The sequence below is a fragment of the Roseibium suaedae genome (assembly GCF_900142725.1).
Classification (GTDB): Bacteria; Pseudomonadota; Alphaproteobacteria; order Rhizobiales; family Stappiaceae; genus Roseibium; species Roseibium suaedae.
In genome coordinates this window covers 313,372-332,021 of the sequence record NZ_FRBW01000001.1, presented here as the reverse complement: position 1 = coordinate 332,021, position 18,650 = coordinate 313,372, and the positions used below count along the sequence as shown (strand labels likewise).

The window sequence follows — 18,650 nt, the reverse complement described above, 5'->3', positions numbered from 1 at the left end:
TCTGCCTTAGCCCCAGAGTGCCTTGCGGACGCCTTCCGGCCACTGAGCCGTGTCGAGCCCGTGATGGCGGAACAGGGCAAGTGCGAGACGCTCCAGACCAAAGCCCACACAGGCAGTGTGCGCCGGCGTTCCGTCAGCCAGGGTAATGCCCCAGGCCTTGCCGAAATTATCCATATGATAGTTGAAGCTCATGCAAGCGGTCGGGCCTGCACCGTCATTCACCGGCACGAGCATCTCGAACTTCAGTTCCTGCTCGCGCTGGCTGACGCCCATCATGCGGCCCGCGCGGCCGAAAAAGGGATCGTTGGCCACGTCCACTTCATGGGGAAGCTGCAGCAGTTCCATGATCTCGACGCCGCGTTGCTTCCAGGTTTCCCGGAACGCAATCGTCTGCTCCTGTGTCCCAACACGCACATATTCGCGCTGGCGGAACATCTGCATCCGCGTCGGCTCCTTGGAGGGCTCATGACGGAAGCAGTAGGACTGCAAGGCAACATAAGCCCCTTCTTCCGGCAGTTTGCCGCGCCGTGCCAGGATCGGATACAGCGGATAGCAAGCCGCAGGGGTCAGGGCGATGTCGGTGATCTTCTGGTTCGCCGTCCAGTCTTCGCCCGCTGCCATGCACTGGATCAGACCCATGTGGTCATGATCATTGCCACAGAAGGAATGGACCGTCCCTGCAAGCTGCGGAAAGTTCTTCATATATCCGCTGGTCTTGAAATCCGGCACCGGCATGCCGGGCGGGAAGACCATGGCTTCAGAAATTTCATCCTTGCCAAGGTTCAATGCCAGCTGTTCGAAGCGGGAAATAACATCTTCGAACACTGCGCTGCGGCCATAAAGACCGTCAACGCCGCTGTCATATAGAAGACCCTGATCAAATAACTTGTCGAGAAAAGTCGCGGGTGCGCTCATTATTCACCCCAAAAGGCTTGTGTCTTGCTTGTTGACCAGAAGCATCGTCGACGTGTTGCCGAGAATACGGTCGTTCGAAATCATCAGCTGGGCAGAATGCGCATCGCGCAGATGCCGTCCGAGGCTGTAGGGCGTGCCGTTCTTGTAGGCGGCAATGCCGCAGATCAGCATGCAATGATTGATGATCACCAGGATCATCTGAGACGTGCCGACCTTGATGTTGTTCATCGCCACGGAGAAACTCATGGCGTTGAGGGCATCACCGTCACCCTTGGCCGCTTCGAACTGCTTCAGGCCCGCCACGACATTGGCCTTGACCTGCTGCAGCAGATTGGACGCTTCCGCGAGACGCAGGGCTCCGGGAGGAACCTGCCCCGGCGATTTGCGGGCAGCAGCCCGGACAAACGCCTGCGATTTTGCCACGGCATCCGCAGCAATGCCGTACCACAGCGCCCCCCAAAGCAGGTGGGAAACTGCCAGCATGGACTGAGCGGCGATTTCCGCAAACGGACGCGGCAGGATCTGTTCTGCGGGGCATTCGCCCCGGAAAATATATCCATCAGAGCAGGTTCCGCGCATGCCGAGCGTGTCCCAGACAGACGTCTGCTCGAGCGTATACTGCTCTTTCAGGAAAAGGGTCGCGACCTGATCTGAGTGCGCTGCTTCCGCATTCCGGCGGGAAGTGACCATGATCGCATCCGCGGCCGCACCATAGGAAATGACGGTGGCGTCCTTGGTCAGGCGGGCAGTAGCTCCCTCCACTTCGATCGCACAGAGAGAGTTGCGCAGGTTTCCGCCGATGCCCGCCTCACTTGTCGCCGAGGCGACAAGAAGCTGTTCATCGCAGATCCGCTTCAGGAAGGCCTCATGCCAGGCGCTGCCAACGGCGTAATCCGCCAAGCTGGCAATCTGGATCTGATGCATCGCATAGGTCATTGCCGTTGCGGCGCAAGACTGGCCAAGAATGGCGCAGACATCCGCGATGTGGGTCACGGTCGCGGCCTCGCCGCCAAGCTCCGGACGGATCATGACTCCCATCAGCCGCTCAGCCTTGATCGCATTCATTCCCTCGACGGGAAAACGGCCTTCGGCATCGACACGATCAGCGAATTCGGCTGCGACCTTCGCCGCACGACTAGCGCGCTCCGCGAGGTCCAGCGCAGCAACCTGGGCTGAAGCGTTCATATCAGGCCACCTGACGGTCTTTGGTGATATCGGCAAGCGCCTCGGCGATGGCTGCGATGGAGGAGAACGTCTTGCGGTTCAGATAGGCCTCCGGAAACTCGATATCGAACTCGTCCTCAAGGGCGAGCATCAGCTGCACGGAAGCAAAAGACGAGAGGCCCGCATCATACAGGTCAGCCGTATCGGCGATCTGATCGACGGCAACCGGCAAGCCGCCGTGCTTGGACAACAATTCGCGAATAATATCGTTCATTTGGCAATCCCTTCTCTGGCCGGGTCAGGCATATAGCGCCATGGCCGAACGTCCCTAGAGAGAACTAACTATACAGAAATGGATAAATCCAGCTTAAGGGGCTTGGTTAATTATCCATAATATTGAGAGTGCCACTATCTTGAATATGGAAATAGTTAGAAAAATTTAATGTTGAAAACAGCCCATAAAAATTAATAGAAGCCAGGACACGCAGAAGCCCCCACCAAATTTCGGGTAATCAGATCTATTCATATTGAGGAAAAAGAAAACCCGGCCTCTCGCGAGACCGGGTTCGAAAGAAAACTATACAGATCTGAAGGATCAAGCAGCGTTCGAAGACGCAACCGGCTGGGTCAGAAGTCCGTAGATCGTCTCGGCATCCGCAGTGCCGCGCAGGCCTCCAGCGACCTTTGCGTCGCGAAGCTGGCGGGCAATACGAGCCAAGGCCTTCAGATGATCGGCGCCTGCACCTTCAGGGGCAAGCAGAAGAAACACGAGATCAACCGGCTGATCATCAAGCGCATCAAAATCGATCGGCTTGTCGAGACGCGCAAACAGCCCCACAAGACGGTCAAGCCGGGTCAGCTTGCCATGAGGGATCGCGATTCCATGCCCGACACCCGTGGATCCAAGCCTTTCGCGCTGAAGCAGGGTGTCGAAGATTTCCCGTTCGGAAAGTCCCGTCAGTTCCGCAGCCTTGGCGGACATATCCTGGATCACCTGCTTCTTGCTCTTTGCCTTCATACAGGCAATGACTGCGTCTTTCGTTAGAAGATCACTCAGATCCATTTTTCCGCCTAACAAGTCCGTCCGCGCCGGTCTGATCGACCGGCGCGGCAATTCCATCCGTTTACTCGGCAGCCTGCTGAGCGACAAGGGCCGGATCAATCCAGCCGATGTTACCGTCAGACCGGCGATAAACCACATTCACACCGCCGTTCGCCGCGTTCTTGAACAGGACGACCGGTGCTTCGGTCAGGTCAAGTTCCATCACGGCCATGCCGACGGTCAGGGTTCTCACCTTGGCCGATGTTTCCGCGATCACCAGCGGGTTGAAATCAGCCGGCAGCTCTTCCTCATCCTCGGTGGAGGCGAGAACATAAGAGGCTGCCTCGAACGCTTCACGCGCCGATGCTGAAGACGGACCGTGGTGATCCTTGAGCTTGCGCTTGTAACGGCGCAGCCGCTTCTCAATCTTGTCCGCGGCGAGATCGAAACTGAGGCGCGGCTCCTGGTCCTGAGCCGATACCTGCAACACAATCCCCGTATCGAGATGCAAGGAACATTCCGATTTGAAGCCCGTGCCTTCGCGACTGAGCGTCACATGGCCGGTGTAGCCACCCGCAAAGTACTTGGACAGCGCATCCTCAATCCGGTCAGTGACGTGGGTACGCAGGGCATCTCCAACGTCGACGTTTTTTCCCGAAATCCGCAGTGTCATGGGGACCTCTTTTCTAATTGGACCAAAGGTCGCCAGCGCGAGAGGCTGGCGTATGAAATGCGATGCATTCCATACCTATAGATATGGACCACTCAGCGCCCGAGCGCCATCCCCTTCACGAAGGCCCATGAGGCGGCCCGTATACGCACCTGACTGCCGGGTGTCAATCCGCAGGTCTTGCGAGCGACGGAGGCATCTGCCCAAAGAGATACGCCGAATGGCTTCCAGCAACAGAAAAGCCAGTGAAAGACTAGAAATTTCTATACTGGAACAGCGACTTATCTACGGGCGCGTTTTTCGCGGCGGCGCTGCACGGAAGACGGGATCTTCATGGCCTCGCGATATTTCGCCACAGTACGCCGGGCAATATCCACGCCTTCATCCTTGAGGATCTTCACAAGCGTGTCATCCGAAAGAATGTCGTCCGGGGACTCAGCATCAATAAGCTGACGTAATTTATGACGGACGGATTCTGCCGAATGGGCGTCATTTCCCTCCGTTGCGGAGATCGCAGAGGAGAAGAAATATTTCAGCTCGAAGATGCCGCGCTGGGTCGCCATGAACTTGTTCGAGGTCACCCGACTGATGGTGGATTCATGCATCCCGATCGCTTCCGCGATGGTCTTCAGGTTCAACGGGCGCAGGTGTTCGATGCCATAGGTCAGGAAGCCATCCTGCTGCCGGACAATTTCAGTCGAGACCTTCAGGATCGTCCGCGCCCGCTGATCAAGGCTTTTGACCAGCCAGTTCGCGGTCTGCAGACAATCCGTCAGATATTCCTTTTCCGACGCATTGCGGGCCGTTTTCGTCACCGTGGCATAGTAGGTCTGGTTGACCAGAACCTTTGGCAGAGTGTCGCTGTTGAGTTCCACCGTCCAGGATCCATCCGCAGCCCGGCGCACAAGGACATCGGGCACCAGCGTTTGAACCAGGGCGCCACCAAAGCCGCTGCCGGGCTTCGGGTCCAGCGCCTTGATCTCGGCGATCATGTCCGACAGGTCTTCATCATCGACACCGCAGAGCTTGCGCAAGGCGGAATAATCGTGCCGGGCGAGCAACTCGATGTTCTGAAGCAGAATCTCCATCGCCGGATCAAACCGGTTCCGCTCAAGCAACTGAAGCTTCAGGCATTCAGACAGGCTTCGGGCAAACACACCGGAGGGCTCGAACGTCTGCAACACGGCCAGAACAGTTTCCACCCGCTCCAGCTCGGTTCCGAGCTGTTCGGCCACGTCCTCCAGATCGACATAGAGATAGCCGTTCTCATCGAGGGAATTGATCAGATGAAGCGCGACGAGCTTGTCCGCCGGATCAGACAGGACCAGATGCATCTGGTCTTCCAGCATCTGGGAAAGGGACGTTTCTCCGGCCACAAAGGCTTCGAGATTGTAATCCTCGCTTGCCCCGCCCGAACCACTGGAGAATGTGTCCGACCCTTTCAGGGCTGCCGGGTCCGGTCCTGCCGAAACGCCGGGCTCATCCGGAAACACATTGCCGAGGTCCGTATCCATCCGGCTGGCGATGCCTTCTGCGCCTGTCTCCAGCTGGCTTTCCATCCAGTCGCCGGAGCGCGGCTCGTCCCGGGCATCCTCAGCTCTCGGACCACCGTCATCTCCGCCGGAGATTTCCACTTCGCTACTGGCAGGAGACTCGATTTCGCTCTTTTCAAGCAGCGGATTGCGTTCAAGTTCCGCATCCACATAGGCCGTCAGATCGAGATTGGACATTTGCAGCAGCTTGATCGCCTGCATCAGCTGCGGCGTCATGATCAGCGACTGGCTCTGCCGCATCTCGAGCTTGGTGGAAATTGCCATCTCGCCTTGGAGGCTCCCGCTTTGTGGACTGGTCCGCTTTTTGCTTCTCTATTGCTTATAGAGTAATCACGGGCTTGTCATCAAAGCGTAAATTGCTCGCCGAGATAGAGACGCCGCACATCCGGATTGGCGACGATGTCCGCCGGCAGGCCTTCGGTCAGAACTTCACCGGCTGCGATAATATAGGCCCTGTCGATCAGACCAAGGGTTTCGCGGACGTTGTGATCGGTAATCAGCACGCCGATGCCACGCTGGGTCAGATGCCGCACAAGCTGCTGAATGTCGCCAACCGCAATCGGATCAATACCGGCAAACGGTTCATCGAGCAGCATGAAGGACGGGCGGCTTGCGAGTGCGCGGGCAATTTCCACACGGCGGCGCTCACCGCCGGAAAGGGCAATGGACGGCGACTTGCGCAGATGTGTCAGGCCGAACTCGGCCAGAAGCTCATCCAGATCCTCGTTCCTGCGTCTGCGGTCCGGCTCGATCACTTCCAGAACGGCCCGGATGTTCTCTTCCACGGTCAGGCCGCGGAAGATCGAAGCTTCCTGCGGCAGATAGCCGATCCCAAGTCTCGCCCGGCGGTACATGGGCAGACGGGTGATATCGAACCCATCCAGGGTGATCTGGCCCTGATCCGGACGAATCAGGCCTGTGATCATGTAGAATGTGGTCGTCTTGCCCGCACCGTTAGGACCCAGAAGCCCGACGGATTCCCCCGGACGGACTTCCAGGCTGACGTATTTGACCACCTGGCGGCGGCCATAGGTCTTGCCGATCCCTTCGACCACCAGTGCACCGGGCGCTGCTTCGGCCTCATGAGACTTCGCGCCATCCGCGCCTTTGTGTCCGAAGGGGAACAGTTTCACGTCATGCTTCCGCTGGTTCGCCGGCGCATCGCGCCAGGGGATGGGAGAAAGCCTTCATGGCCGGGAGATGAAACAGAGCCTATTTCTTGTTGAGGCTGTTCGGCTGGATGAGAACCTTGACGCGGCCGGAGCTCGGCGCCTGGAGATCAGCCTTGCCGGTCTTCAGGTTGACCGTCAGCTTGTTGCCGACAACCACGTTCGGGCCCTGGCTCAGAACCACTTCCTTGCCAGTCATCACCATGATTTCCTTGGTCATGTCGAAGCTGGCCTGGTCACCGGTCGCGGTCTGATCCTTGGAAGAAATATAGACGCTGCCCGAAGCCTCCAGACGGGAGATCTTCTGCTGCACGTCCCCTGCAGCCGATCCGTCATAGAAGACCCGCAGATGATCGGTCTTCATGTGGGTCTCGCCCTGGGACACCACGACGCCGCCGGTAAAGGTCGCGCTGTTGGACTTGTCCTCAACCTGCAATTCGCTCGCCTCGATCTGGATCGGCTCCTTGTCGTTGGAGCCAAACCCGGCGAAGGCGTTGGAGAATGTCTGTGCCTGGCTGGTGGCAGCCAGAGCGAGCAGGCAGAAGGTCCCGGCCACCGCGCTCTTGAGAAATCCACTCATCTACTCAGTTCCCTGTCTGCCGCCTACATGCCCCGGGCGCCGGGGAAGAGGGTCATCTTGATACCATCCGTGAACCGGACGATCCCCTGCTTCTGGTCATAGGTCAACTGACCAGCCTGGATATCGCCCTTTTCCGATTTGATCTCGACGGGCTGGGAGGTCTTCATCGCGCCAGAGCGCAGATCCACCGTCACGTCGGCCAGATCGATCGTGTAGCCTTCGCTCCACGTCACCTGCAAGCCGTCATAGAGCAAAAGTGTTTCCGCGCCGTTGTCGTATGTGCCCCGGCTGGCGGTGATTTTCGCATCCTGCTCCGGATTGAGCACGATATTGGCCTCGATCGTCTCCAGATCGATGATCCTCGGATCACTCAGACGCTGGATCGCCCGGACGGCCGACACCTTGTAGGACCGCTCGCCATCGTGGCCGGACAACTCGGGCCGGTCCATGACCAGCCCATCCGCGCTGAAGCTGATGTTGCCGATCCCCAGGCTGTTCAGGAAATTGAACAGAATGATCATGCCGGCCATGCCGGCAAAGATCAGGAGGCCGAGCAGCGGAAACAGCACGCGCAAGACACGCACCCAACGGCTGTGCCTGCGGGCGGCGCGCTGGACGGGGCGTTCTGCGCCGGGCTTGCCCGCCGGAACCTTGTCCATGTCTGCCACATCCGCCTTCATGCTGCGCGCTGCCTGCCGTTCATCTCTGTGATCTTACGAATGGGCGAAGATATCGGTTTCTTCCCAGCCCATCAGATCAAGATCCGCACGGGTGGGCAGGAATTCGAAGCAGGCCTCGGCCAAGTGGGTGCGCTCTTCGCGCGCCAGCATATATTCCAGACGCTCTTTCAGCTTGTGCAGATAAAGAACATCAGAAGCTGCATAGGCAAGCTGGGCTTCGCTCAGGGTTTCTGCTGCCCAATCCGAGCTCTGCTGCTGCTTGGAGAGCTCAACTCCCAGTAGTTCGCGGGTCAGTTCCTTCAGGCCGTGCCGGTCCGTATAGGTGCGCACGAGCTTGGAGGCGATCTTCGTGCACCAGACCGGCTTCACCTCGATACCGAGATAGGCCTTCAGCACCGCCACATCGAAACGGGCAAAGTGGAAGATCTTCGGCTTGGAGAGATCGGTGAAGAGCCTTTCAAGGTTCGGCGCAGACTTCTGGCCACGCTCGATCTGCACGACGTCTGCCGTGCCATCGCCGGGCGACAGCTGCACAACGCAGAGACGGTCGCGAATCGGGTTGAGGCCAAGCGTTTCCGAATCGACCGCGACAGCTTCCGCATTCGTGTAGGCGGAGAGATCAGGCAGGTCGTTCTTGTGATAGCGGATCGTCATGGCGTCGAAAGGCTCCTCGAAACGGCCTTCCGGCCAGCAGCGATACCCGAATGGGCAAACAGTTTTCCAAAGACCCGCGGCAATCTGCCCGGCCCTCCGGCAATAATCCACATGTCAGGTAAAGGCTGGCAAGCGGATTGGCAAGGTTCCGGGCACATCAGCCGCAACGTCGGATCGTTTCAATCAGCCAGCGACCCGTGCCGAACGGCAAAAAATCCAAAGCCAAAAACGAAAAAAGCCCCGGTGAACCGGAGCTTTTTTCGTTTTATCGGACCTTGGTAGTAAGTCCGAAGAAGTAATTTGGTGCCCAGGAGAGGACTCGAACCTCCACGCCGTTTCCAGCGCTAGCACCTGAAGCTAGTGCGTCTACCAATTCCGCCACCTGGGCTGTGAAGGCGCTTTTAAGGATGGCTCAGGGACTTGTCAATCAGTCCGGCAAAACAATTTTCAATCTTTCACAGGTGGCCTGTGCACAGCTCTTCACAGGACCCCTTCAAAGGGCTAAGAGACTGAAGGAACGCGCGGCTTTGCAGCCTCGCAAGTTATCTACAGGACGCGACAAGGGGGCACCCGGCATGTCCACAGCTCTCAATGGAAAGCTCGTAACGGTCTTCGGCGGCTCAGGTTTCGTAGGCCGTCACGTGGTTCAGGCTCTGGCCCGCCGTGGCTACCGGATTCGCGTGGCCGTGCGCCGCCCGGATCTGGCAACTCATCTTCAACCGCTCGGCGCACCGGGTCAGATCATGCCGGTTCAGGCGAACCTTCGTCACCGCTGGTCGGTTGACCGGGCCGTTGCCGGTTCCGATGCGGTGATCAACGCCGTCGGCATTCTCGCCCCTTCCGGCAAGAACAGCTTTGACGCGGTTCAGGCCTTCGGGGCCCGCGCCGTGGCAGAAGCTGCCCGCGCTGCCGGCGTGAAATCGGTTGTCCATATCTCCGCCATCGGCGCGAACGCAGATTCGGCCTCTTCTTATGCCCGGTCCAAGGCCAAGGGCGAAGCAGCCGTTCTCGAAACGCTGCCAGACAGCATCATCATCCGCCCCTCCATCGTGTTCGGCCCGGAAGATGATTTCTTCAACCGCTTCGCCAGCATGGCTCGAATCAGCCCGGTTCTGCCGCTGATCGGTGGTGGCAACACCCTGTTCCAGCCGGTCTATGTCTGCGACGTGGCAGAAGCTGTCGCCAAGGCTGTGGACGGCGAACTGACTGCAGGCGCAACCTACGAACTGGGCGGCGCCCAGACTGCCAGCTTCCGGGATTGCCTGGATCTGGTTCTGGAAGTCACCCGCCGCAAGCGCATCCTCGCGCCGCTGCCGTTCGAAGTGGCTGGCGTTCTGGCGAAGATCCTCCAGATCATCCCGGGCGCTCCGCTCACCAGTGATCAGGTGGCCCTGCTGAAGAATGACAACGTCGTCTCCGAGGCTGCCAAGGCAGAAGGACGCACGCTGGAAGGCATGGGCATCAAGCCGGCAACGCTGGCCGCCATCCTGCCGACCTATCTGGACCGTTTCCGCGAACACGGCCAGTACGACGCGCATCGCCTCGCCTGAGGATTGTGAGATCAAGGGATAGAAAAAGGCGGCCACTGGCCGCCTTCTTTTTTGCTGTTGTGAAAGCCGGTCACTGCCTTCTGGGATTGCGCCGCCCGCCATCAATCAATTCGTATCCCACCGATGTGCGCCGCACGCCGATGTCCTGCAGATCCCGGTCGCCAAGACGCCCGAGTGAGCGCATGGTCGCGCGCCTGCGCAGATACAGGGAAACGCTTCTGAAGACCCATCCTGCTGCCTGAAAGGTCAGCCGGGAAAAGCCGTTGATGGTGTTGGTGCTGCGTTCATGAATCAGGGTCATTTTCCGCTCCTGCTGCTTATCTGAACCCGGGGTCTCTCCCGGCCTGAAAGCAGTTTCGCAAACCAAACCTGACAGCAGTGAGTCAGGTTTGATCGCGTTATGTTCCACAAAATGCAAATCAGTTAGGATAAGCATTCTGTGTGTCAGCAAACGCGGAGCCGGAACCCGGCTTGAGGTCCGAAAGCTGGCCGATCCTGGATCTTCTGAACACCGGAGCCCGGCCCCGCATGAACCCGATAGAACGCGCCCTAGGCATTCTGCTGCTCCTGACCGGTGGAAAATTGGTGACCGCGAACACCTTGTCCGAGCGTTTCAACGTTTCGCATCGGACAATCTACCGGGACATCGACCGGCTAATGGCCCTTGGCGTGCCCGTTGATGCCGAACGGGGAGCGGAAGGCGGCTACAGGCTGGCGAAAGATTATCTTCAAGCGCCCGTTGCGCTGACCCGCAACGAAACGGCCGCCCTGCTGACGGCCCTGGCGCTGGTGCGCAGCATCCGGACCATTCCCCTCGCCGCCGACCTGGAGTCAGCTCAGCGCAAGCTAGTCGCGACCTTGCCCAAGGCGGTGCATGCGCTTCTGAGTGAAGCCGAGCGGATCATCGGCATCGAACCGGTGCCAGCCGACATCTTTCATTCCAACACCAAGGCGGAGCCGACACCTCTTTGGCAGGAGGCGATCGACGGCTTCATGCAAGGGCTTCTGGAAAGCAAACGCGTGCGCTTTCTTCACAACAATCCTGCGAGGGGGGAGCCCAGGCCCCATGATGTCGAGCCGAGGGGCATCCTCTATGACCGGGACCTCTGGTATCTGGCAGGCTTCTGTGTCGACACCAGCCAGATCAAGGTCTACCGGGCAGACAGGGTTCGTCAGATGGAGGTCAGTGGTTTCCGCTTCCGTCCAGACAAAAACTTTGCGATCGAAACCCTGCTCGGCGGCGCCTGGCTAAAGCAGGCGATGCGGCGCTGGGAAGCAGAAAGCCCGATTGCCCGGATCCGAATCACAGAGGCACAGGCCGCGAAACTGTCGGCGGACTGGTACTACCGCCACGCGGTCTTCACAGCAGATCCGGTAGGGGGAATGATGATTTCCATTCCCGACACCGCCAGCTCCCGCATTCTTGCCCTTGTCCGCTGGCTGGGACCAGGCGCCGAGCTTCTTGAGCCGGAACACATGCGGCAGGAGCTTGCAGAGGAATTGAGAAGCCTGGCACAAGCCCATGGCGGGCTGCCCCAGGCTTCCTGAAGTGTGTCTCAGCCCATCAGGTAAAGCGCGGCAAATCCGGCGATACCAACTGCGATGCGCCAATAAGCAAAGGGTGCAAAGCCGTGACGGGACACGAAGTTCAGCAGCCCCTTGACCACGAACACACCCGCAATGAACGAGGCCACAAAACCGATGCCGATGAGCATCGCATCGTCCGCGGACAGCACGTCCTTGTTCTTGTAGAGGTCATAGGCAAAAGCGCCCGCCATGGTCGGCATGGCCAGGAAGAAGGAAAACTCGGCAGCCGAACGCTTGTCCGTGCCCATCAGCAATGCGCCTGCGATCGTGGATCCGGAGCGGGAAACCCCGGGAACCATGGCCAGGCACTGGCAAAAGCCGATCTTGAGGCAAAGGCTCAAGGGATAGTCCATCACGTTCGTGTAGCGCGGCTTCAAAGGCAGCCGGTCGATCCACAACAGGATGATCCCGCCGATCAGCAGCGTCGAACAAATGAGCTGCGGAGATTCAAACAGGACTTCCTTGATGAAGCCATGGGCCAGAACCCCGATCACGGCCGCAGGCAGAAATGCAACCAGAATGCCGAAGACGAAGCGGCGGCTTTTCGGATCGGACGGCAGGGTAATCAGCAGGTTCCAGAGCCTTGCGAAATAGACCGAGAGGATGGCCAGAATGGCGCCGAGCTGGATCAGAACCTCGAAGGTCTTGCCCTTGCTTTCAAAGCCCAGGAAATGGCCGAGAAGCAGAATGTGGCCGGTCGAGGAAACGGGGATAAACTCGGTCAAGCCTTCCACAATGCCCAGGATCAGCGCATTTACGATCGTCTGTTCTTCCAATTGGTAGACCCTCATGTCTTCTGATAGAGGCGGCTGTCTGGGAAAAGCTGTGCAAACGGTGGATATGTTCAGCCGGGGCGCAGCATAGTGCAGCGCGTCAAGCGCTTGATAACCACCGTTCAGACATAATTTCCAGCTATCGGCAGCCGCGGTACTGCCTAAATTCCGTCCCGCACCTCGTACCCGTCAGGCCCAAACAAGCCCTTCATGCTTACGCTCTATCATCATCCATTCTCGCCGTCTTCCAGGTTCGTACGCCTCATCTTGAGTGAATACGGTGCCAACTTTGATGACAAGCTGGTCAATCCCTGGGAACGGCCGCATGAACTGCTGCTTCTCAACCCGGCCGGCACCGTCCCCGTTCTGGTGGAAAACGACGGGCCTCCGATCTGTGGTGCGCAGACGATCCTCGAGTACCTGGACGAAACCCGTGGCTATGCCATGGCGGACCGCCGTCTGATGCCGGATCATCCGGATGCCCGTGCGGAAACGCGCCGTCTGGTCGACTGGGCACTTGGCAAGTTTGATATGGAAGTCATCGGCCATCTGGTGCGCGAGCGGATCTACAAGCAGACCATGCCGCGCTCCATTGGTGGAGGAGAGCCGGATTCAGGCGCTCTTCGTGTCGCCCGTGCAAACATCCACCACCACATGAAATATTTCGGCTATCTTGTCGCATCCCGCAGGTGGCTTGGCGGCGACCGGCTGACCTTTGCCGATTTCGCTCTGGCCGCGGAACTCTCCTGCGCTGACTATTTGGGCGAAGTGCCATGGGCGGAAGAGGAGAACGTGAAGCATTGGTACGCACGGGTGAAATCTCGCCCGAGCATGCGTCCTCTGCTGGGCGAGAAGGTTCTCGGTCTTCCCGCCGCCACGACCTATGCGGATCTGGACTTCTGAGCGGCACAGCCAAACAGGACAAGAAAACGGAAAAGCTGCTGCAGGCCTTTGTGGAAAAGGCCGCGCAGCTTGGCTTTGACGATCTCAAGATCGCAGCAGCCGACAGCATTCCCCAAGCCCCTGAGCGCCTGAAACAGTTCGTGGAATCCGGATATCACGGCTCCATGGGCTGGATGGAGGAAACCCAGGAGCGGCGCGGCGATCCTCGCGTCCTGTGGCCGGAGGTCCGTTCGGTCATCATGCTCGCCATGAATTACGGGCCGGATTGTGATCCGCTGGCCCATCTGGAGACACCGGACCGTGCAGGCATCTCCGTCTATGCCCGCAACCGGGACTATCACGACATCATCAAGGGCAAGCTCAAGGAGCTGGCAAGTTTTCTCGTGTCCCGGGCTGGTGGAGACGTAAAGGTCTTCGTCGATACAGCTCCGGTGATGGAGAAACCACTGGCCGCATCCGCCGGGCTTGGATGGCAGGGCAAGCACACCAATCTGGTCTCCCGGCAGCTCGGCTCCTGGTTCTTCCTGGGATCGATCTTCACCTCACTCGATCTGCCCCCGAGCGGTGCGGAGCGGGACCATTGCGGCACATGCCGGTCCTGTCTGGACAGTTGCCCGACAGAGGCGTTCCCGGCGCCCTATCAGCTCGATGCCCGGCGCTGCATTTCCTATCTGACCATCGAGCATGCAGGCCCTATCCCCCGCGAGTTCCGGTCACAAATGGGCAACCGCATCTATGGCTGCGATGATTGCCTGGCCGCGTGCCCCTGGAACAAATTCGCCCAGACTGCGAGCGAAGCCAAACTCATGGCCAGGTCGGATCTGATCTCCCCTCACCTGTCAGATCTCCTTGCACTGGATGATGCTGCTTTCCGGTCCCTGTTTTCCGGGTCTCCGATCAAGCGGATCGGCCGGAACCGGTTTTTGCGCAACGTGTTGATCGCAGCCGGAAACTCCGGCGAAAGCGGCCTGTTCGACGACGTGCGCACGCATCTCGATGACTCGGATCCGGTGGTACGGGGGGCGGCCGTCTGGGCCTTGTCGCGGATTGCGCCGCTTGCACAGTGGAGTGAGCTGGCAAAGCAACACGAGATCAGCGAGCCGCACGACATGGTCCGCGAGGAATGGGCGCTCGGCTGCGGCGAAGATAAATCGTCAATTTATTAAGAGCTTAAGCGCCTTCACGGCCGGTCTTGCCACATCGCTGCCACATGATCTGGACACATGATGTCCAGCGCCCTTTTTGGTTGCTCATCCTGGTATTTCCACCCTGGAGAGATCTCTTGGCATTTTCTGTTCATTCAACTGTTCACCCCTGCATTTCCGGCAAGGCTGCCCCTGCAGCACGGCGGAAACGCTCTAGATTGACCCTCGCCGTTCTGGCCTCGACCTGCCTGATGCGGCCAGACCTGGCTCTTGCCCAGAGCGCAGCGGAAGACACCTATCGCAGCTATATTGAGGACCTGAAGAAGCTGGGCATCGAAGTGACCAGCGATCCGGTCAAGTATGATGCCGGCAGCGACGAGCTGACCGTGCCGAACATGCGCATGGAGTTTTCCGGCAGCTTCACCTTCACCCCGCCACAGACCAACAAGGCGGAGGCAGAGGTCGAAGACGACGTGACCGAGATGGCAGCCGATGAGGCGCCAACCGAAGACCAGACGGCTGCCACCCCCGAGGCAAAAGCGGATACGGATGCGGATGCCGATACCGGTGCAGACGCTTCCCAGGAAACGGACGCCCTGGAGGATGCTTCGCAGGACGCACCCGAGCCCGTGACCGTTACTTACAAGGCAGGCTGGTCCAGCAAGCAGCTCACCCTGAAGGGCGTCGCGAAGGAAGATGGCCGGTACAGTTTCAGCACCGTGACCTATTCTGACGACACCAGCTTTGACGGGTCGATTGATTTCGACGGAGCGGCCAGCCTTTCCATGGACGGCACCATGGCCGGCGTGACCGCCGAGAATTATTCGGTCGTTCTGCCAGATCTGCCCGCCGAAGATGAATATCATCAGGCTTCCCGCTGGCTGCCCTTCATCAAGTCTCTGCTGGCAAGCTCTTATGACACACTCCTCTCTCCGGAAGCCACGATCAGCTTCAAGCTGAGCACTCCTGACGGTCTGGATCTGGGCGAAGAAACGGCTGGAAACGAGATTTCCTCCATGACCGGCAAGTCCGTGATCAAAGGCTTCCGGGCCTCCGGCGTCAAGGAGGGCAACTTCGGCTCCTATGGCTTCGACAGCATCGTCGCGACCACCGAGATGACCCCCAAGTCCGGCGAGCCGCTGAAGCAGACCATCAGCCAGGGCAAAACCGTCTATAAAGATGTGTTTACAGCCAACATGATCGCCCTGTTCGATCCGGCTGTTCCGGAAACGGGCGAGCGGCTGCCCTTGCTCGGGCACCACCGGATCGAAGACTACAAGCGGAGCCAGGAGCTGGAGCCCGGCAAGAGCCTTGAGCTCGAACTCTCCGAGACTGAGGTCAATGGCATTTCCCTGATCAAGCGCGACATGGACCCCCTCGGTTTCCTCGACCGCCTGATGACCGGGAATGAGCCCTCCACTTCGGAAATGCTCATGCTGCCGCTGCAGCTGTACCGTTCGTTTGCGGTGGAAGACAACTCGGCCAAGGACATCAAGTTCACCTTGCCGATCCCGGACGGGTCGGATGCGGTTCTTTCCGGTGAAGTCGGCAGCATCAATGTGAAGGACATCAGCTCCGACAGGTTCGGCGAGGTCGTTCTGTCTGATGTCTCCGTTCCGTCAATGCCGGGCGGTGGCAACCTCTCGCTGGGTGAGTTCCGCCTGGCAGACCTCGAGTTCGCCCCCTTTGGACCGATTGCCGATCTGATTTCCGTCTTTGTTGAAGGAACAGGGAACGCGCCCGACACGCTTGGCATCGCCCGTGCGGTCATGCCCCTGTCCATGTCCTATGGCCTGCAGGACCTGAAGGTCGTGCTTCAGGACGGCACCGAAGTGTCGGCAGACAAAGCCGGTTACGACATGGCAACCGTCGTGCCGCCCGTGCCCACCAACTTCGTCCTGAAGAACGAAAACGTCTCCGTTCCCGTGGCCGTGCTGGACAATGAACAGGCAGCGGCCTTCCTGAAAGCAGCTGGTCTTGAGAAGCTCAATGTCTCCAATGACATCAAGCTCTATTGGGACGAAGCCACCCAGGATCTGACCCTGTCTCCGCTGATGATCGATGTCACCGGTCTTGGGCACCTGGAAGGCTCCATCAGCCTCGGCAACGTTCCGAAGGCTGCTCTGGCAGATCCGGAAGGCCAGGGCCCGCTCGCCCTCGCCATGGCCAACTTCAAGGGTGCCGAGTTCACCTTTGACGACAAGGGCCTGACCAATGCCGGCATCAGCTATACGGCAACCCAGCAGGGGATCGAGGAAGCTGCCTTGATCCAAGGGCTTCTTGCACAGGCAGGACTGATGGCAGGTCAGCTGCAGAACGAGGCCTTCACCGAAATGGTCAACGAAGCTGCCGCAAACTTCCTGACCAACCCTGGCCGCCTGCACATCGCCCTGACCCCGGAAAATCCGGTTCCAGTGGCTCAGATCATGGGCAGCATGGTCACCCCGCAGGTCCTGCCCGACCTGCTGAACGTTTCCATCAAGGCGACGAACTGACAAAAAACCCCGCGCGGCCAAGAGCTGCGCGGGGTTCTCCGCCTTATAGGCGAACATTCTTCAGACCTGATCAGATCAGGCAGTCAGATGTGCGAAGGCCGACACGACCTGCTCGTAGACCGGCCGTTTGAACGGCACGATCAGCCCCGGCAGGACCGATGCCTCTTCCCAGCGCCATTCACCGAATTCCGGGCTGTGCCCGTCCGGCGGCGTCAGAATGTTGATCTCGCTCTCCGCGCCTTCGAACCGGACCGCATACCACTTCTGAGCCTGGCCCCGGTATTTGCCCTTTCGGGTATCCGCCAGGATCTCAGCCGGATAGTCATAGGTCAGCCAGCCCTCGGTCTCTCCGATCACGGAAACGCTCTTCATGGAGGTTTCCTCGTACAATTCACGCAAGGCAGCCAGTTTCGGGTCTTCCTGAGGATCGATACCGCCCTGGGGCATCTGCCAGGCGAATTCGTAATCCGCAGACCCGTTGCCGTCATCCCGCTTGCCGACCCAGACCTTGCCCTGGCCGTTGATCACCATGATCCCCACGCAAGGCCGGTAGGGCTTGCCATCGACCTCCGCCGGAAATCCCGGCAGCACCCCATTTCTTGTCACGATTTCCTACCTGTCGATTGTCGAACTGACCGGAACGAGCAGCAACCCGCGCTGTTCAAGGTCTTTTGACCAGATTTCCAGTTCGCGCACCGTAACCGGCAAGGCAGAACCGGCAGCGACCGCAACACCCTTGGCCCGGGCGATGCTTTCAAGCTGCAGCAGCTTTGCCTTGATCTCGTCTTCACGGGGCGAGGCATCCAGAACCACATCCACGCCGCTGAAGGGTTCCTTCACGTCCTTCGCCACTCTTTCCGCAATGCTGCGGGAAGAGGTCCCGTTGTCCACGAACATCAGCCCACGGCCCCTGAGGGCCTCCATCAGCGACTTCATGGCAGGTTCTGTCGAGGTGTAGCGTGCGCCCATCTGGGGGAACAGACCAACATAATTGGTCATCCGCGTCATGATCCAGGCCAGGCGATCCAGCATTTCCGCCGGCTTCAGATTGACCAGCAGGGTTTGCGGGCCTGGGTCATTGTCGGGAAAATCAAACGGCTCAAGCGGCAGCTGCAGAAGCAGTTCATGCCCCTTGGTACGGGCCTTCTGCATCCAGCGGTCCAGCCCGGAGCCATAAGGGGCAAAGGCGAATGTCACCTCTTCCGGCAACGCATCCAGGGCATTCTGCGTTCCGGCCTCGCTGAGGCCCAGCCCGCTTACAACGATCGCAATCTTCGGAATGGAAGCGAATTCGGTTGAGAATGGCCGGGCATAGACGTCAAGCGGCCGGACGCCTTCCGAACTGATCTTCGGCAGGAAGCCATAGTCCGAGCGCTCGCTCACCCTCGGATCAGGATTGGTCAGCTGCGACGCTGTCGGCGCGTTGCCTTCTGCATCCTTCTGAAGCTCGTAGCGGGGGCCTAGGGTCGCTTTTTCGGTATTGGTCCGAAGGTTTGGCCCAAGATCCGCGTCATCCCCCGGCCGGATCTCCACGACTTCGATGTCGCGCGTCGCAAGGCCCTCAACGGAATTTTCAAGGGGAACAAGAGCGACAGGTTCGCCGCCCAGAGGATCGTCCACGACCCCGATCCAGATCAGTGCCGTCGTCGCGACAACACACAGGATACCGGTACCGATCAGGCCAAAGGGAAGCCGGAGAAGCCGGCGCTTGCCCAAACCTAATGGGGCCGTGAGATCATCGCTCGCCATGGCGTCCCTTGCGGCGTCCTG

19 protein-coding genes and 1 tRNA gene are annotated in these 18,650 nt (G+C 59.2%); 5 read left to right on the top strand and 15 right to left on the bottom strand.

Annotation, left to right across the window (positions count from 1 at the left end; genetic code table 11):
* Positions 1-6: 6 nt before the first annotated feature.
* From BUA94_RS01505 to BUA94_RS01455, 11 genes are all read right to left on the bottom strand, one after another.
* Positions 7-915, bottom strand: a complete 909-nt coding sequence (locus tag BUA94_RS01505; RefSeq protein WP_073007888.1) for an amino acid--[acyl-carrier-protein] ligase — start codon at positions 913-915, stop codon at positions 7-9.
* 3 nt (positions 916-918) lie between these two features.
* Entirely contained in the window at positions 919-2,100 is a 1,182-nt protein-coding gene (locus tag BUA94_RS01500) for an acyl-CoA dehydrogenase family protein (protein ID WP_073007885.1), read from the bottom strand.
* A 1-nt stretch (position 2,101) separates the two neighbouring features.
* The gene (locus BUA94_RS01495) at positions 2,102-2,353 is read right to left on the bottom strand and encodes an acyl carrier protein (protein WP_073007883.1); all 252 of its coding nucleotides are present in this window, start codon (positions 2,351-2,353) and stop codon (positions 2,102-2,104) included.
* A gap of 321 nt (positions 2,354-2,674) precedes the next feature.
* Positions 2,675-3,142 (bottom strand): PTS IIA-like nitrogen regulatory protein PtsN, encoded by a 468-nt coding sequence (gene ptsN, locus BUA94_RS01490; RefSeq protein ID WP_073007881.1) that lies wholly within the window; start codon positions 3,140-3,142, stop codon positions 2,675-2,677.
* A 61-nt stretch (positions 3,143-3,203) separates the two neighbouring features.
* Positions 3,204-3,794: a ribosome hibernation-promoting factor, HPF/YfiA family gene (gene hpf / locus BUA94_RS01485; protein ID WP_073007878.1), complete on the bottom strand. Its 591-nt coding sequence runs from the start codon at positions 3,792-3,794 to the stop codon at positions 3,204-3,206.
* A gap of 278 nt (positions 3,795-4,072) precedes the next feature.
* Positions 4,073-5,608, bottom strand: coding sequence for an RNA polymerase factor sigma-54 (gene rpoN / locus BUA94_RS01480; protein ID WP_073007875.1), 1,536 nt, complete (start codon positions 5,606-5,608; stop codon positions 4,073-4,075).
* Positions 5,609-5,688: 80 nt separating this feature from the next.
* A complete protein-coding gene (gene lptB / locus BUA94_RS01475; RefSeq protein WP_139251038.1) occupies positions 5,689-6,471 on the bottom strand; it encodes an LPS export ABC transporter ATP-binding protein in 783 nt (260 codons plus the stop codon).
* A gap of 85 nt (positions 6,472-6,556) precedes the next feature.
* Positions 6,557-7,093 carry a lipopolysaccharide transport periplasmic protein LptA gene (gene lptA, locus BUA94_RS01470; RefSeq protein ID WP_073007868.1) on the bottom strand — a complete coding sequence of 179 codons (537 nt, stop codon included), beginning with the start codon at positions 7,091-7,093 and terminating at the stop codon, positions 6,557-6,559.
* 23 nt (positions 7,094-7,116) lie between these two features.
* Positions 7,117-7,752, bottom strand: coding sequence for an LPS export ABC transporter periplasmic protein LptC (gene lptC, locus BUA94_RS01465; protein ID WP_073010658.1), 636 nt, complete (start codon positions 7,750-7,752; stop codon positions 7,117-7,119).
* Between the two features lie 54 nt (positions 7,753-7,806).
* Positions 7,807-8,427 carry a ribonuclease D gene (locus BUA94_RS01460; protein ID WP_073007865.1) on the bottom strand — a complete coding sequence of 207 codons (621 nt, stop codon included), beginning with the start codon at positions 8,425-8,427 and terminating at the stop codon, positions 7,807-7,809.
* 301 nt (positions 8,428-8,728) lie between these two features.
* Positions 8,729-8,815: transfer RNA gene (locus BUA94_RS01455), tRNA-Leu, on the bottom strand.
* A gap of 187 nt (positions 8,816-9,002) precedes the next feature.
* Between BUA94_RS01455 and BUA94_RS01450 the strand changes: the two genes are divergently transcribed.
* On the top strand, positions 9,003-9,977 hold the full coding sequence (locus tag BUA94_RS01450; RefSeq protein ID WP_073007862.1) for a complex I NDUFA9 subunit family protein: 975 nt from the start codon (positions 9,003-9,005) through the stop codon (positions 9,975-9,977).
* A 70-nt stretch (positions 9,978-10,047) separates the two neighbouring features.
* Here the strand turns inward: BUA94_RS01450 and BUA94_RS23230 are convergent, their stop codons facing one another.
* A complete protein-coding gene (locus BUA94_RS23230; protein WP_073007860.1) occupies positions 10,048-10,278 on the bottom strand; it encodes a DUF1127 domain-containing protein in 231 nt (76 codons plus the stop codon).
* 170 nt (positions 10,279-10,448) lie between these two features.
* Between BUA94_RS23230 and BUA94_RS01440 the strand changes: the two genes are divergently transcribed.
* Positions 10,449-11,525 (top strand): helix-turn-helix transcriptional regulator, encoded by a 1,077-nt coding sequence (locus BUA94_RS01440; protein WP_208979939.1) that lies wholly within the window; start codon positions 10,449-10,451, stop codon positions 11,523-11,525.
* An 8-nt stretch (positions 11,526-11,533) separates the two neighbouring features.
* Here BUA94_RS01440 and BUA94_RS01435 read toward each other — a convergent pair whose 3' ends face one another.
* Positions 11,534-12,340, bottom strand: coding sequence for an undecaprenyl-diphosphate phosphatase (locus tag BUA94_RS01435; RefSeq protein ID WP_073007857.1), 807 nt, complete (start codon positions 12,338-12,340; stop codon positions 11,534-11,536).
* A 207-nt stretch (positions 12,341-12,547) separates the two neighbouring features.
* On the opposite strand from BUA94_RS01435, the gene BUA94_RS01430 reads away from it, so the two are divergent.
* The 3 genes from BUA94_RS01430 to BUA94_RS01420 all read left to right on the top strand — a co-directional run bounded on the left by BUA94_RS01430 (position 12,548) and on the right by BUA94_RS01420 (position 16,880).
* Positions 12,548-13,240 carry a glutathione S-transferase family protein gene (locus tag BUA94_RS01430; protein ID WP_073007854.1) on the top strand — a complete coding sequence of 231 codons (693 nt, stop codon included), beginning with the start codon at positions 12,548-12,550 and terminating at the stop codon, positions 13,238-13,240.
* A 50-nt stretch (positions 13,241-13,290) separates the two neighbouring features.
* Positions 13,291-14,406, top strand: a complete 1,116-nt coding sequence (gene queG / locus BUA94_RS01425; RefSeq protein ID WP_235860437.1) for a tRNA epoxyqueuosine(34) reductase QueG — start codon at positions 13,291-13,293, stop codon at positions 14,404-14,406.
* A 116-nt stretch (positions 14,407-14,522) separates the two neighbouring features.
* Positions 14,523-16,880: a hypothetical protein gene (locus BUA94_RS01420; protein ID WP_139250979.1), complete on the top strand. Its 2,358-nt coding sequence runs from the start codon at positions 14,523-14,525 to the stop codon at positions 16,878-16,880.
* Between the two features lie 75 nt (positions 16,881-16,955).
* Here the strand turns inward: BUA94_RS01420 and BUA94_RS01415 are convergent, their stop codons facing one another.
* Together BUA94_RS01415 and BUA94_RS01410 are read right to left on the bottom strand one after the other, a co-directional pair.
* A complete protein-coding gene (locus BUA94_RS01415; RefSeq protein WP_073007847.1) occupies positions 16,956-17,486 on the bottom strand; it encodes an RNA pyrophosphohydrolase in 531 nt (176 codons plus the stop codon).
* A gap of 6 nt (positions 17,487-17,492) precedes the next feature.
* Positions 17,493-18,629: a divergent polysaccharide deacetylase family protein gene (locus tag BUA94_RS01410; protein ID WP_073007845.1), complete on the bottom strand. Its 1,137-nt coding sequence runs from the start codon at positions 18,627-18,629 to the stop codon at positions 17,493-17,495.
* Positions 18,630-18,650 lie beyond the last annotated feature (21 nt).